The organism is Chryseobacterium oryzae (assembly GCF_022811665.1).
Classification (GTDB): domain Bacteria; phylum Bacteroidota; class Bacteroidia; order Flavobacteriales; family Weeksellaceae; genus Chryseobacterium; species Chryseobacterium oryzae.
On sequence record NZ_CP094529.1, the window covers coordinates 1,911,824 to 1,925,750 of the forward strand.

14 protein-coding genes are annotated in these 13,927 nt (G+C 33.3%); 7 read left to right on the forward strand and 7 right to left on the reverse strand.

Translation table 11 applies throughout. The annotated features are described in order from the left end of the window. Positions 1–12 precede the first annotated feature (12 nt). Genes MTP08_RS08795 through MTP08_RS08805 form a run of 3 tightly spaced genes read left to right on the forward strand, consistent with a single transcriptional unit; the run spans position 13 to position 3,739 of the window. Positions 13–498: a hypothetical protein gene (locus MTP08_RS08795; protein ID WP_243575667.1), complete on the forward strand. Its 486-nt coding sequence runs from the start codon at positions 13–15 to the stop codon at positions 496–498. Continuing rightward, the gene (locus tag MTP08_RS08800) at positions 498–3,080 is read left to right on the forward strand and encodes a DNA gyrase/topoisomerase IV subunit A (RefSeq protein WP_394803711.1); all 2,583 of its coding nucleotides are present in this window, start codon (positions 498–500) and stop codon (positions 3,078–3,080) included. Before MTP08_RS08795 ends, MTP08_RS08800 begins: the two co-directional genes overlap by 1 nt. Before the next feature lie 5 nt (positions 3,081–3,085). Beyond that, complete coding sequence (locus MTP08_RS08805) at positions 3,086–3,739, forward strand: rhomboid family intramembrane serine protease (RefSeq protein WP_209389416.1); 654 nt, start codon at positions 3,086–3,088, stop codon at positions 3,737–3,739. A 101-nt stretch (positions 3,740–3,840) separates the two neighbouring features. Here the strand turns inward: MTP08_RS08805 and MTP08_RS08810 are convergent, their stop codons facing one another. The 4 genes from MTP08_RS08810 to MTP08_RS08825 all read right to left on the reverse strand — a co-directional run bounded on the left by MTP08_RS08810 (position 3,841) and on the right by MTP08_RS08825 (position 7,548). Then, positions 3,841–4,692 carry a diacylglycerol/lipid kinase family protein gene (locus tag MTP08_RS08810; RefSeq protein WP_243577743.1) on the reverse strand — a complete coding sequence of 284 codons (852 nt, stop codon included), beginning with the start codon at positions 4,690–4,692 and terminating at the stop codon, positions 3,841–3,843. 65 nt (positions 4,693–4,757) lie between these two features. Beyond that, a complete protein-coding gene (locus MTP08_RS08815; RefSeq protein ID WP_243575668.1) occupies positions 4,758–5,666 on the reverse strand; it encodes an NAD(P)/FAD-dependent oxidoreductase in 909 nt (302 codons plus the stop codon). Between the two features lie 131 nt (positions 5,667–5,797). Continuing rightward, on the reverse strand, positions 5,798–6,643 hold the full coding sequence (locus MTP08_RS08820; protein ID WP_209389269.1) for an ABC transporter permease: 846 nt from the start codon (positions 6,641–6,643) through the stop codon (positions 5,798–5,800). Between the two features lie 2 nt (positions 6,644–6,645). Continuing rightward, a complete protein-coding gene (locus MTP08_RS08825; RefSeq protein ID WP_209389270.1) occupies positions 6,646–7,548 on the reverse strand; it encodes an ABC transporter ATP-binding protein in 903 nt (300 codons plus the stop codon). 217 nt (positions 7,549–7,765) lie between these two features. Here MTP08_RS08825 and MTP08_RS08830 point away from each other — a divergent pair, with 217 nt between their 5' ends. From MTP08_RS08830 to obgE, 3 genes are all read left to right on the forward strand, one after another. Beyond that, positions 7,766–8,320 (forward strand): phosphoribosyltransferase, encoded by a 555-nt coding sequence (locus MTP08_RS08830; RefSeq protein WP_243575669.1) that lies wholly within the window; start codon positions 7,766–7,768, stop codon positions 8,318–8,320. A 133-nt stretch (positions 8,321–8,453) separates the two neighbouring features. Beyond that, positions 8,454–9,032 carry an adenylate kinase gene (locus tag MTP08_RS08835; RefSeq protein ID WP_209389272.1) on the forward strand — a complete coding sequence of 193 codons (579 nt, stop codon included), beginning with the start codon at positions 8,454–8,456 and terminating at the stop codon, positions 9,030–9,032. A 79-nt stretch (positions 9,033–9,111) separates the two neighbouring features. Further along, positions 9,112–10,095, forward strand: coding sequence for a GTPase ObgE (gene obgE, locus MTP08_RS08840; RefSeq protein ID WP_243575670.1), 984 nt, complete (start codon positions 9,112–9,114; stop codon positions 10,093–10,095). Between the two features lie 100 nt (positions 10,096–10,195). On the opposite strand, the gene MTP08_RS08845 is transcribed toward obgE, so the two are convergent. Continuing rightward, positions 10,196–10,927 carry a methyltransferase domain-containing protein gene (locus tag MTP08_RS08845; RefSeq protein WP_243575671.1) on the reverse strand — a complete coding sequence of 244 codons (732 nt, stop codon included), beginning with the start codon at positions 10,925–10,927 and terminating at the stop codon, positions 10,196–10,198. Between the two features lie 263 nt (positions 10,928–11,190). On the opposite strand from MTP08_RS08845, the gene MTP08_RS08850 reads away from it, so the two are divergent. Next, entirely contained in the window at positions 11,191–12,459 is a 1,269-nt protein-coding gene (locus tag MTP08_RS08850) for a DEAD/DEAH box helicase (protein WP_243575672.1), read from the forward strand. A gap of 57 nt (positions 12,460–12,516) precedes the next feature. On the opposite strand, the gene MTP08_RS08855 is transcribed toward MTP08_RS08850, so the two are convergent. Then, positions 12,517–12,927, reverse strand: a complete 411-nt coding sequence (locus tag MTP08_RS08855; RefSeq protein ID WP_243575673.1) for an META domain-containing protein — start codon at positions 12,925–12,927, stop codon at positions 12,517–12,519. Between the two features lie 162 nt (positions 12,928–13,089). Next, positions 13,090–13,899: an RsiV family protein gene (locus MTP08_RS08860; protein WP_243575674.1), complete on the reverse strand. Its 810-nt coding sequence runs from the start codon at positions 13,897–13,899 to the stop codon at positions 13,090–13,092. Positions 13,900–13,927 lie beyond the last annotated feature (28 nt).

Below are 13,927 nucleotides of genomic sequence, written 5' to 3' on the forward strand. Positions count from 1 at the left end.
AACACAAATAGAATGAGACTAAGTAATAAAAAGAAAGTACCGCTTTATAATTTTTTCAATACTTTGTTATTGTTATTGCTTTCACTGGGAATTATTGGTTTTATTTTCAATGAAATGAAATTCGATATTTTAGGTAATGCAAGTTATGTATTAATTATATTTCCTTTGTTATTACTCTGTATGCTTCATTTATTGGGAAGACAAATTTTCGAATATGACAGCGATGGCGAGGCTCTCAATTTTAAAAACAGAAATTTTATTCCGTTTTTACATAAAAATTTAAGCGATGAGTTCCCAAAATATAAGCTGATTAAGTATGAAGTAGTGTCGATATTGTTTGTAAAAAGATTATACGTTACAGTTTCAAGTAAAAATAGTGGTACAACAATGCTGAAATATGAAATTTCATATTTAACAAAAAAAGAAGTAAATGATTTAAAGTTTTCTCTGAATAAAGTAGTAAAAGCTAACCAAGAGAAAAATATCAAGAATAAATAATGATAGAAGAAAATGCTCACGAAGGCGAAAGCTTAAAAAAAGTTTCCGGACTGTATAAAGACTGGTTTCTCGATTATGCATCTTATGTTATTTTAGACAGAGCAATTCCGTCTGTTTATGATGGTTTTAAGCCTGTGCAGAGAAGAATTATGCATTCCATGCGAGAACTGGAAGATGAAAGGTATAATAAAGTTGCCAATATTGTTGGGAATACCATGAAATATCACCCTCACGGTGATGCTTCTATCACAGACGCAATGGTGGGAATTGGGCAGAGAGAACTTCTTATTGATACGCAGGGAAACTGGGGAAATATTTACACCGGAGATTCTGCCGCTGCTGCAAGATATATTGAAGCACGACTTACTCCTTTTGCATTAGAAGTTGTATTTAATCCTAAGACTACCATTTGGTCTAAATCTTATGATGGAAGAAATAACGAACCGGTAGATCTTCCCGTGAAATTCCCTTTACTTTTAGCACAAGGCGTTGAAGGAATTGGAGTCGGTCTTTCTACTAAAATTCTTCCGCATAACTTTAATGAACTTATTAATGCTTCGGTTGCTTATCTTAAAGGAAAGAAATTTGAGGTTTTTCCTGATTTTTTAACAGCAGGTTATCTTGATGTTTCTGAATATAATGACGGAGCAAGAGGTGGGAAAGTAAGAGCGAGAGCAAAAATTTCCCAGGTCGATAAACATACCTTAATGATTACCGAACTACCTTTTTCCAAAAATACTGGCGATCTTATAGATTCTATCCTGAAAGCCAATGAAAAAGGGAAGATTAAAATAAAGAAAATTGAAGACAATACCTCAGACAAGGTAGAAATTCTTATTCATCTTCACAACGATGTTTCGCCAGATAAAACTATAGATGCACTCTATGCTTTCACAGACTGTCAGGTTACTATTTCTCCCAACGCATGTGTTATTGTAGGAGATAAACCTATGTTTTTGAGTGTTTCGGAAATTCTTAAAATGAATACCGACCACACCGTTTCTTTATTAAAGAAAGAGCTGGAAATAGAACTGCACGAACTTCAGGAAAACTGGCACTTTTCTTCACTCGAAAGAATTTTCATAGAAAACAGAATTTATCACGATATTGAAGAAGTTAAAAGTTGGGAAGAAGTTATTAAAACTATTGATGAAGGCTTAAAACCTCATACATCTCATCTTTTGAGAGCGGTTACGCAGGAAGATATTCTCAGATTAACGGAAATCAGAATCAAAAGAATTTCAAGATTCGATTTAGATAAATTCAAAGAAAATATTGCAGCTTTAGAGGGCAAAATAGAACAGGTAAAGTTTCATTTATCCAACCTTATTGCTTATGCAATAGATTATTATATCAATATTCAGAAAAAATACGGAAAAGAAAAAGAAAGAAGAACAGAACTCAGAATTTTTGATACTATTGATGCTACAAAAGTGGCGGTAGCCAATGAAAAGTTCTATGCTAATTTCGAGGAAGGCTTTATTGGAACTTCTCTGAAGAAAGATAAATATCTGTTTGACTGTTCGGATATTGATGATATCATCACTTTCAGAAAAGACGGAAGTATGAAGGTTGTAAAAGTAGAAGCTAAAACTTTTATTGGTAAAGACATACAACACGTAGCTATTTGGAAGAAAAATGATAAGAGAACTGTTTATAACATGATTTATCGTGAAGGTAGAGAAGGACCTTATTATATGAAGCGTTTTTCGGTGACAGGAGTAACCAGAAATACAGATTATCCTTTAGCTTCCGATAAAAAAGGTTCAGAAATGCTTTATTTTTCTGCCAATCCTAATGGCGAAGCAGAAGTGGTAACCGTTCTTCTAAAACCAAACCCAAGAATCAGAAAAAATAAAATGGAAATAGATTTTTCTGAGTTGGCAATTAAAGGAAGAGATTCCAAAGGTAATTTGGTTACAAAATATTCTGTGAAAAAAGTAGATTTGAAGGAAGAAGGAGTTTCTACTCTTGCACCAAGAAAAATCTGGTTCGATGATACTGTAAGAAGACTAAATGCTGATGCGAGGGGAACTTTTTTAGGCAACTTTAAAGGAGATGATAAAATTTTAACCATCAATTCTCAGGGAGAAGCCAAATTGATAAGCTTCGATTTGGGTAACCGTTTCGACGATGAATATATTATTTTAGAGAAATGGAAACCGCAACAGGCAGTTACCTGTATTTATTATGATGGAGAAAAAGACATCTATTTTATTAAAAGATTCTTGTTGGAAAATACCACCAATGTTCAGACGTTTATGCCATCCGAACATCCAAAATCTTTTATAGAGAGTATAATTGTTTCGGATAATGCTTCTGCTGAAATTGTATTTGCTAAAGATAAAGGCAAAGATAGAGATCCTGAAACTGTAAATATTGACGAATTTATTTCCATCAAAGGAATAAAAGCCATCGGAAATCAGTTTACCAAATTCAAGGTGAAAAATATTAATATTACAGTTCCCGAACCTGTTGAAGAGGAACCGGAATTGTACGAAGAACTAGAATTTGGACTTTCCGTAGACGAAGATGGTGGTACAATTGGAGATTTATTTGAGGACGATAACACAGAAGCTTAAAAAAAATGAATATTATTATATTAATTATTGCAATTACTGCTTTGGTAACTTTTACAGTTCCTAACGGAAGTGCAAATTTCGAGAAATACAAGTTTAATGTAGGAGCTATTCTTCATAGAAAAGAATATATAAGATTGCTTTCTTCCGGATTTTTACATGCGGATTTTATGCATCTCTTATTTAACATGATGACATTGTACTTTTTTGGTCCCGTGATTGTTGAAGGATTTGGTAATCTTGGATTTCTTTTAATTTATTTCGGATCGATACTTTTAGGAAATATTTTTTCTCTCTTCATTTATCAGAATCAATCGTGGTATTCTGCTATTGGTGCAAGTGGAGGAGTTTCTGGAGTATTATTTTCTGCTATTGCATTGGTGCCGCAAATTGGCATTTACTTTTTCTTTATCCCGATTCCGATTCCAGGGTTTATTTTTGGTTTGTTGTATTTCAGCTATTCTGTATATATGATGCTGAATCCGAGAATGAATGATAATATTGGGCATGCTGCTCATTTGGGAGGAGCATTTTTCGGATTGGTTTATGCAGTTATTGTTCATCCTGAAAGTGCCATCCAGAATGCATTGTTTATTGCAATCATGTCTTTACCTTTGATCTATCTTGCTTACGAAATATTCATCAAAAAAAGAATCGGTTAGAAATTTTCTAACCGATTTTTCAATATGAAGCTTTACATGTTATAAATCCTTACCTCGAATTAGCTTAGATTAATGAAAGGCTATAAAATATAAACAGACCTTTAAATCAAAATATTGAGGCTCGAAGGCTGCACTTTTATATGAATGGGAGATTTAATTTTATTGAATTCCCCATCCAGATGCCAATTTTTAGTATTGACTTTAAATTCTATTTCTGAAACCGGTAAATACGTGATGTAATTGTCCTCTTTCAGCTTTTTGGTAAACATTCTGAACGCAAAAAAAGGAGAATAAGTAATCGGAAATTTCTTTACCAAAACCATATCCACCAAACCATCGCTTTTACTCGCCATTGGAGCAATATAAGCATTGTTACCAAACTGGCGGGTGTTGGCAATATTAATCATTAGATATTTTCCGTTGTACTGCTTATAATTTTCATCAAAAAACTTCAGCTTGATGGGTTTATAACTGAAAAATGTTTTCAGGGAAACTTTAATGTAATTTTTGAATCCGCGTGTAGTTTTTTCAAACTCTTTCACCACTTTTCCGTCGAAACCTGTCCCTGAAACATTAATAGAAAGCTTTCCGTTAACCGTAAAAGTATCTATTTTTCTTGATTTTTTATCTTCAAGCTTTTTTAAAAGCTCTCCTAAATTTTTACTGAACTGTGTTTCGTTGGAAAATCCATTTCCTGAACCTGCCGGGAAAATAGCGAGAATTTTTTCCGTATTAATAAGATTCTGGGCAACGGTTGAAATGGTTCCATCTCCGCCTATTGCCACAAAAATATCAACATCATTAAAATGTTTTAAAATAAATTCATCGGTTCCCTGTATAGATTCCGAAATATAATATAAAGGATCTTTTACCTTAGATTTCAGATCGTTAAGAAACGGATGATAATTTTTCTTCGCCGAAAAAGGATTAATGATAAACGCAATTCTTTCCATTCCCGCAAAATTATAAAATGGAAATGTATTGGAAAGCATTAAACTGTGTTAATCTTACCATATCCTCAAAAAACTTCATTGCTTAGCTCCATATTCACCATTGCTCCTGTAAAATTTCCTGTATGTACAGCATTGGCAACCGACCGCAGAATACTGGAGTTGTCTCCACATGCATAAATTCCGGCTTCTGTCGTCATTTGTTTATGATCTACGACCAAATGACCATGCTCTGTAAACTTGCAGCCTAAAGATCCGGGAATATCCGAATGCTGTTTGAAATGAAATGCTCCGTAAACGGCATCAAAATTCAATTTTTCGCCGTTATTCAAGCTCAAATAATCAACATTTCCTTTATGATGAACCATTTCTTCAATCTCTGTTTCGATGATGGAGATTTTATTTTCAGAAAGTTTCTGAAGTTGCTCTTCAGTAAAACAAGCTTCTCCTCTCGTAAAAATGGTAATGTCATCCGTAAGGTTTTTTATGATTGAAGAAAGATGAAAACCTCTGTCGCCATTGGCAATAATTGCAGTTTTTCTGTTTCGGAATTCGTAACCGTGACAATAAGGACAATGAATAAGCGAAATTCCCCAACATTCTTTAAATCCTTTAATATTCGGAATATCATCTGTAATTCCTGTAGCAAAAATCAGCTTTTTGGCTTTGAACGATTCGCCGTTTTCCGTAATAACTTCAAAACCATTTTCTGTTTTTTTCCCTTCTATGGCTAATCCTTCAAAAAATGTTATTGTATCATAATTTTCAACCTGTTTTTTTGCATTTTTCAAAATTTCTAAAGGTTTTTCGCCATCATGAGTAATAAAATTATGAGAATAGGGTGTTTGGCGGTTGCACGGCTTTCCGTTATCCAGAACTAAAACATTCCTCAAAGATCTTCCTAAAGACATTGCTGCAGAAAGTCCGGCGTAACTTCCGCCAACAATAATAACATCCAATAAATCTGAATTTTTCATATCTAATCTTTGGTTTAATTGGTACACAAAGATATATAAAAAGTGAACCAAGATTTTATAAAATTCTTTTGGTAAAATCATAAAAAAAGTGACTCCGAAGAATCACTTTTAATTTGAATAATATTGATGAATTACCAGTCTCTTTTCTTTAATATTAAATAAGAGCCTAAAATAAACAAACCGCACCAAACGACACAGGCAATAAGACTGTCTATAGGATAAGTAAATTCGTATTTTAAACCTAATGCTTTTGCCATATTAAGCCTGAACATAGGATTAGGAATTAGACTAGACATACTTTCTAACGGAAGTAACTTACTGAAGAAAAAATCATGCTGAAGAATTTCATTTCTTTCTGCCATCTGTGTACCTTGAACTTTTGCAAAAGTTTCTATTCCGCCAATAATAGATTCGCCAACCCATAATGCGAAAAATGCCAAAAACACAAACATAGATTTTCTTAACAATATGGATAAAAACATCAGAAAACAGAAGAATGTAAACAACTTAAGAAAATAACTTCCTATAAAGTACATTTCCTGATACACCAATGCAGAATCGGTAGTTTTAGAATAATTCAGCCCTAAAAACAAAGTAATTCCGAAAACAAGTATTGTAGAAATAATGGTAAAAATACTTATCGTAAGAAGCTTTGAACCGATAAACTCTTCTCTACTCAGTCCGTCTATTGTATTTTGTTTAAACATCCTGTTGCTGAATTCTTGGCAAATGGAGAAAACAATGATAAGTCCTAAAAATATCTTCAGCAATGCCACAATATAGGTGGTAAAATTCCAAATTTCAGGGAAATTATACATTCCCTGTTCTTTTAAATTAATTGTACTGCCAAAAATTTCCAGATCTGCCAAACCCATAAAAAGAAAGATAACAAGAATGGCAAAATACATAATTGTAAAAACCTTAAATGGAGTGTAATTCAGGTTTTTATAATATTCTAATTTTAATAGCTTCATCATGATTATTGTTTGTTTTTTACAAGTTCTAGGAATTGATTTTCTAAAGATTTCTTTTTCTTTGCCAAGTGAGAAAGATAAATACCTTTCTCTGCTAATTTCTGATTGAGTGCTGAAGCAGAAATTGAAGCATCATCACGAATCTGTGCTTTAACCATATCGCCTTCTGTAGATACAGAACTGAACCACTGCAATTCTTCCAAAGCACTCAATAATGCGGTATTTTGATCTGCTTTCAGTTCAAAAAAGCCCTGATTGCTGGTCATTTCATCTACTCTTCCCGAATAAATCGCTGTTCCTTCTTTCAGAACAATTACATGGCTGCAAATTTTTTCAATTTCATCCAAAAGATGACTCGCAATGATAATAGTAATACCCTGTTGTGCAATAGAACCAATTATTTCTCTAATTTGAATAATTCCTTCCGGATCCAGTCCGTTGGTTGGCTCATCCAGAATAAGAACTTCAGGATTATTCAGCAAAGCAGAAGCAATGGCTAAACGTTGTTTCATCCCTAACGAAAAAGTTTTGAATTTATCTTTTTTTCTTTCCAGAAGCTTAACCATGTTCAAAACTTCATCAATTCTTGCAGACGGAGTTCCCTTTATTTCTGCAACAATTTTAAGATTAGTTTCTGCACTTAGGTAAGGATAAAAATTGGGCTGCTCTATAATTGCTCCAATTCTTTTTAAAGTTTCGGGATCGGTTCCTTTTTTACCAAACCAAAACCAGTCGCCACTTGTAGGATTAATGGTGGAAAGCAACATTCCGAAAGTAGTAGATTTCCCACTTCCGTTGGGGCCGAGAAGTCCGTAAACATTTCCTCTTTCTACATCGAAAGAAATATTGTTCACCACCACTCTTTTGAATTTTTTCGTCAGATTCTTTACTGATAAAACTTTTTCCATGTAATTTGAGTTAAGTTATATGTAAAAAGTCTAAAATTTAGACCAATTGTTACAGAAAAGAAAAATAAGTTTACAGTTTCCTTAATCTGAATAAAAATTTAAAGAAAATTCTTATTTCTCGGAAATAAATATTCTTATTCTATTATTAGACTGCGATTGAAAAGGAGCATCATTTTTTAATCAAAAAAACGTAACTTTGCATCCTACGAAAAATTTTATGGAAAGTATACAAGTACACGACAAAACTTTTGTACCCTATCTAAAGGACGCCGAAATTCAGGAAATTGTAAAAGCTACCGCTTTAAAAATATACGAAGATTACAAAGACGAAACACCAATTTTTGTGGGTGTACTGAATGGAGTAATCATGTTTTTCTCCGATCTTCTGAAACATTATCCCGGTTCCTGCGAAATAGCATTCATCCAAATGAGTTCTTATGTAGGAACAGAATCTACGGGAATTGTTTATCAGAAAATGGAATTAACCAAAGATATTAAAGACCGCCACATCATTTTGGTAGAAGATATTGTAGATACGGGAAATACTGTAGAAAGTCTTTTTAAATATTTCACCGAAACACAGCGTCCTAAATCTGTAAAACTGGCTTCTTTCCTATTAAAACCCGAAGTTTATAAAAAAGATTTCAAGCTGGATTATATTGGAAAAGAAATTCCTAACAAATTTGTTCTCGGTTACGGTTTAGATTATGATGAATTAGGAAGAAACCTACCAAATCTTTACCAGTTAGAAGAAGGACAGATTAACCATTAAGCGCTGTTGGCTGAAAGCTGATAGCTTTTAGCCCCAACTTAAATTAGAAATAAATTTAATAATAACTTAAAAAAGCTAAAAGCAAAAGCACCCTGCAAAAGCCAGACGCCTATTGCAAAAAGCACTTAACATTATGATAAACATTGTTCTGTTTGGTCCTCCGGGAAGCGGAAAAGGTACACAAGCTCAAAACCTTATCGACAAATTTAATCTGAAACAAATTTCTACAGGTGATCTTTTCAGATTCAACATGAAAAACGATACCGAACTGGGGAAATTGGCAAAATCCTACATCGACAAAGGAGAATTGGTTCCCGATCAGGTAACCACAGATATGTTGGTTGATGAAATAAGAAAACCTACCGATGCCGCAGGATTTATTTTTGATGGGTATCCTAGAACAGCAGTTCAGACAGAAGCTTTGGAAAAAATTGTAAAAGAAGAACTGAATGATGAGATTGATGTTTGTCTTTCTTTGGTTGTAGAAGATTCAATTTTAGTAGAAAGATTACTGAAAAGAGGTGAAGTGAGCGGAAGATCTGATGACAGCAATGTGGAAATCATAGAAAACAGAATTAAAGAATACTACGCAAAAACTGCCGAAGTAGCCGAATTATACAAGCAGCAAGGTAAATATGTAGAAATTAACGGTGTTGGAGACATCAATGAAATTTCAGAAAAACTTTTCGCTGAAGTAGAAAAAGTAAAATAAGGAATTAGGGTTTAGAAATTAGGTAACAGGTATTAACCTAAATTCTAAGCTCTAAGCCCTAAATCCTAAGTAAAAAAATATGTCAAATTTTGTAGATTACGTAAAAATCCATTGTAAAAGCGGTCATGGCGGTGCAGGTTCTGCCCATCTACGTCGCGAAAAATATATTCCTAAAGGAGGACCTGATGGTGGCGACGGAGGTCGTGGCGGACACGTCATCATGAAAGGAAATGCCAACGAATGGACTTTACTTCCACTACGTTACACCCGTCACATAAAAGCAGAACGAGGTGAAAACGGAGGAAAAAACCAACTTACAGGAGCTTACGGAGCAGATGTTTACATAGAAGTTCCTATCGGAACTATTGCGAAAAATGAAGAAGGCGAAATTATTGGTGAAATTCTGGAGGACGGACAGGAAATTATCCTCATGGAAGGCGGAATGGGCGGAAAAGGAAACGAGCACTTCAAATCTTCTACCAACCAAACTCCACGTTTTGCACAACCTGGAATGGATGGACAAGAAGGCTTCGTTGTTTTCGAGCTTAAAATTCTTGCAGATGTAGGATTAGTAGGCTTTCCAAATGCGGGAAAATCTACACTTTTATCTTCTGTTTCTGCTGCAAAGCCGAAAATTGCCAATTATGCATTTACTACTTTAACTCCCAATTTAGGAATTGTAGATTACAGAAATTACAAATCTTTTGTAATGGCAGATATCCCGGGAATTATTGAAGGAGCTGCCGAAGGTAAAGGCTTGGGACATCGTTTTTTAAGACATATTGAAAGAAATTCTATCCTTTTATTTCTCATTCCTGCGGATTCTGAAGATCATTTTCAGGAATTTAAAATTCTTGAGAACGAGTTGAAAGAGTACAATCCTGAACTTTTAGATAAAGATTTTATTATTTCGGTTTCCAAATCTGATCTTTTAGATGATGAACTGAAAAAAGAAATCTCAGCAGAGTTTCCTGAAAACAGAAAGCCTTTATTTTTCTCCGGTGTAACTGGAGAAGGATTAATGGAACTTAAAGATGCTATCTGGAAAAGACTGCACGGATAAAAATTATTGAATTTTATTCGCTAAAATATAAACAAACCTCGGAATGCATTTCGAGGTTTGTTTATTTTGATTTTCAGAAAATAATAAGAAAAATTTACAATTATTTTTCGCAAACAATTACCGTTTCGTTTTTTGAAAAACCTAAATAATCGTTTTCATCAAAGACTTTTACTTCAGTTTTAAATCCGGCATTTTTCAGTCTGTTTTCCAAACCTAAAACCGAATAAATTCTTACATGATCTTCCTGTCCGAAATACTTCAAACGTCCTTCAGGAGAATTAATACTGTAATCTTCATAAATTTCTCCGTCTTTAAAAGGTGTTTGAATTAAAACAGTTCCATTAGTTTTCAAAACCCTGTACAATTCCGACATTGCTTTTTGATCTTCAACAATATGCTCTAAAATATGGTAACAAACCACAAGATTAAACTTTTCGTTCTCTGCATTAATATTGGTAATATCAAAATGATAATCCGAAAGAAATTCGTTTTCGAAATCGGTTGGAAAATAAAAAATATCATTTCTTTTTTTCCATTTTTTATACAACATTCTGGAAGGTGAAAAATCAAGAAAAAGCATATTGGGCTTTAGATATTTCTGTTCTAAAAGCTGGTTGAGTCTTCGTGTTCTCGGTAAACTTCCGCAGACTGGACAAATTAACTGCCCGTTTTCCAACTCAGCAAATTTCTTCAGTTGAGTTGTGCAAATATTACATTCATAATTTTTTCCTTTATAGAAAGGCTTTAGCAACTTTCTGAAATTATCCTCATTTTCAATAAGCAATTTCTGAGGAATAATATTCTTTACAATCGATTTTAAAAAATTATACATGTAAACGTTTTTCTGACTTCAAAATAACAAAAATTTATACGAACTCAATCGGTTTTTGAAGAATTAAAGCATCCTGACAACCCGAAAAAAGCTGAAATAGAGCTTTATGAAATTTTTACACTATCTTTGCATTATATTTCGCGGCATTCTCAGCCATAAAGCTCATTGATATGGCTTTAAAATTCTGTTAATAATTTTAGCAGATCTGCTAAAAATGATGAAGTAAACTGCTTCACCCGCATTATTTAATACACATTAAGAATTTGTTATTTACCGACTTAAAATTGATTAAGCCCATCTTAGATGCGCTTCAAACTGAAGGATACGAAAAGCCAACTCCCATTCAGGAACAGGCAATACCTTCCATATTAGAACACAGAGATGTCTTGGGTACAGCCCAGACCGGAACAGGAAAAACAGCGGCTTTCGCCATTCCTATTCTTCAAAATCTTACAGAAAGAAAAGCTCCGAAAAATAATTTCATCAAAGCTTTAATTCTTACGCCAACCAGAGAACTTGCCATTCAGATTGAAGAAAGTTTCAATGCATACGGCAGAAATTTACCGTTAAGAAAACTGGTAATATTTGGTGGAGTAAAACAAGGAAACCAAGAAGCAGCACTTAGAAAAGGAGTAGATATTTTGGTTGCCACACCCGGAAGATTATTGGATTTTGTTGCGCAGGGAATCATCAGCTTAAAAAATCTGGAAATATTCGTTTTGGATGAGGCAGACAGAATGCTGGATATGGGTTTTGTACATGATGTAAAAAGAATTATTAAGCTTTTACCTCAGAAAAGACAAACACTTTTCTTTTCTGCTACTATGCCTACGGAAATTCAAAAACTTGCAGATTCTATCCTGAATACTCCTATAAAAGTTTCTGTAACACCCATTTCTTCTACTGCAGAAACCATAAAACAGGCGGTTTATTTTGTTGAAAAAGAAAACAAACTCGACCTCCTCACTCATATATTAAAAAATAATATTTCGGATTCTGTACTTGTTTTTGCCCGAACAAAACATGGTTCGGATAAAATTGCGAGAAAGCTTCAGCAAAGCCAGATCACGGCAGAGGCAATTCATGGTAATAAATCGCAGAATGCAAGACAAAATGCTTTAAACAACTTCAAATCGGGCAAAACAAGAGTATTGGTTGCTACAGATATTGCTGCAAGAGGTATTGATATTGATGAGCTGAAATATGTAATTAATTTTGAATTGTCTGATGTTGCCGAAACGTATGTGCACCGAATTGGACGAACCGGTAGAGCTGGTGCAAAAGGAAGTTCAATATCTTTTGTAGACGGATTAGATTTGCTGAATCTAAAAGATACCGAAAAACTAATCGGAATGAAAATTCCTGTAGTAAAAGACCATCCATACCATACAGACGATTTGGTTGTACAAAAAAGAGATTCTAATAATAAACCTTTTGTACCAAAACCGAAATCATCCCATCCAACTCAACAGAGAAAAGATATTGGATTTAAAAAACCGAAAAACAAAAGCAATTTTTCTCGCAAAAAGTAAAATAAAAGGCTGTCTAAATTTCTAAGACAGCCTTTTTATTTATATGTAAGCAATAATCTATTCAGATTTATTAAATTTCAAAAGCAAGAGATTATCCTGATACAATTCTAAAGTATCTCCAGAAACAACATATTTGTTAGCTTTCTGAAGCATATCCAGAAAATTCTTTTCTACCGACATATTATTGCAAGCCATTCTGGTAGAACCCACCCCAGAAGTTTCAAATTTTCCAGATGTGGTATCCATCACTACTCCACCAAAAAATCTGTTGCAACCAGAATTTCCATTAATTTTTGAACCTTCAATCTGTAACGTAGGAATCTGTCCTTTTACGTTATCTGCTAAAGCCCATTTCGTATTGACAATAGATGGTTGCTCCTTTCCTACTTTTGCAGCAGAAGCATTTTTGGTCGTTCCGCAAGATGCCAAAAGAGCAAATGTGCATATACTTAAAAAAATATTTTTCATTTTAAAATTTTACTTTTAGGATTAATTTGAAATTCAAAAAGATTTGAAAAAGCTTATTATAAGCTAGAATAAGCCAAATTTACGCAAATATGTTTGAAATATTCTTAGTCTTCATTGATATTTTATTGGAATTGAAGAAAAATATCATTGAGTAATTTATTTTTATTGAATTTTCATTCTTTCAGCAAACTGAGGATTAAGTGTACCTTTCAATTCCTGCCAAGAAACGGGGATTACAATATCACCTGCCGCAAATGCGGCTATTTCGTAAGGGCTGTAATGAAAATAAAGATTTTTATTATCAAAATAGAAATTATTATTTACAGGAATAACATCTACCAGAAGCATATCAGAATTTTTCACGTTTCCTTTATCGTCAGTTGTTCCACTAGGAATTTTATTGATATTTTTCTTCAATAACTCCTGAAGCTTCAAAGTTTTTATGGATGTAATATCTGTAAGCTGAACTTTTTTATTGTTTTTTAAATCGAATACTCTGTCTGCAAAACCATAATTGCCGTGAGCTCCACCTTCATAAGAACTGAACATATATTCAATCTGAAGAAAATCGTCTGAAAGAGATTTCAGCTTCATTAAAGAACTTGAATCCCAAGTTTGAGGGTTGGGTAAATCTTTCATCCAATCCTCATCTCTACCTCTTAAAGATGAAAAATAATTATTTTTTTCTTTTTCTATAAAAGAAGTTAAACCTTGTTTTGAAAAATCTGAAATTCCTTTTTTGTCGTAATAAATACTATCCAATAGCGATTTATCTGTTATGGAAGGAAATAAAAGCACTTTCGATTCGTATTTCAAAGATAACTTTTCGTTTACTTTTACAGAATCATTTACTTTAAGAGAATCTATCGCAAATTTTTCTGGACTTTTATTTTCTGTTTTTAAATCAGTCTTTTGGCAAGCAGTAAAAAGAAAAGAAACAGAAAACAAAATGGGAAGAACATTACTTTTCATAATAATTTATTTTCCTATCAAAATGCAA

Excerpts from the sequence above, each read along its gene's own strand:
- MTP08_RS08795 (WP_243575667.1), top strand. The coding sequence starts at position 13 with ATGAGACTAAGTAATAAAAAGAAAGTACCGCTTTATAATTTTTTCAAT.
- MTP08_RS08800 (WP_394803711.1), top strand. The coding sequence starts at position 498 with ATGATAGAAGAAAATGCTCACGAAGGCGAAAGCTTAAAAAAAGTTTCC.
- MTP08_RS08805 (WP_209389416.1), top strand. The coding sequence starts at position 3,086 with ATGAATATTATTATATTAATTATTGCAATTACTGCTTTGGTAACTTTT.
- MTP08_RS08810 (WP_243577743.1), bottom strand. The coding sequence starts at position 4,692 with ATGGAAAGAATTGCGTTTATCATTAATCCTTTTTCGGCGAAGAAAAAT.
- MTP08_RS08815 (WP_243575668.1), bottom strand. The coding sequence starts at position 5,666 with ATGAAAAATTCAGATTTATTGGATGTTATTATTGTTGGCGGAAGTTAC.
- MTP08_RS08820 (WP_209389269.1), bottom strand. The coding sequence starts at position 6,643 with ATGATGAAGCTATTAAAATTAGAATATTATAAAAACCTGAATTACACT.
- MTP08_RS08825 (WP_209389270.1), bottom strand. The coding sequence starts at position 7,548 with ATGGAAAAAGTTTTATCAGTAAAGAATCTGACGAAAAAATTCAAAAGA.
- MTP08_RS08830 (WP_243575669.1), top strand. The coding sequence starts at position 7,766 with ATGGAAAGTATACAAGTACACGACAAAACTTTTGTACCCTATCTAAAG.
- MTP08_RS08835 (WP_209389272.1), top strand. The coding sequence starts at position 8,454 with ATGATAAACATTGTTCTGTTTGGTCCTCCGGGAAGCGGAAAAGGTACA.
- obgE (WP_243575670.1), top strand. The coding sequence starts at position 9,112 with ATGTCAAATTTTGTAGATTACGTAAAAATCCATTGTAAAAGCGGTCAT.
- MTP08_RS08845 (WP_243575671.1), bottom strand. The coding sequence starts at position 10,927 with ATGTATAATTTTTTAAAATCGATTGTAAAGAATATTATTCCTCAGAAA.
- MTP08_RS08855 (WP_243575673.1), bottom strand. The coding sequence starts at position 12,927 with ATGAAAAATATTTTTTTAAGTATATGCACATTTGCTCTTTTGGCATCT.
- MTP08_RS08860 (WP_243575674.1), bottom strand. The coding sequence starts at position 13,899 with ATGAAAAGTAATGTTCTTCCCATTTTGTTTTCTGTTTCTTTTCTTTTT.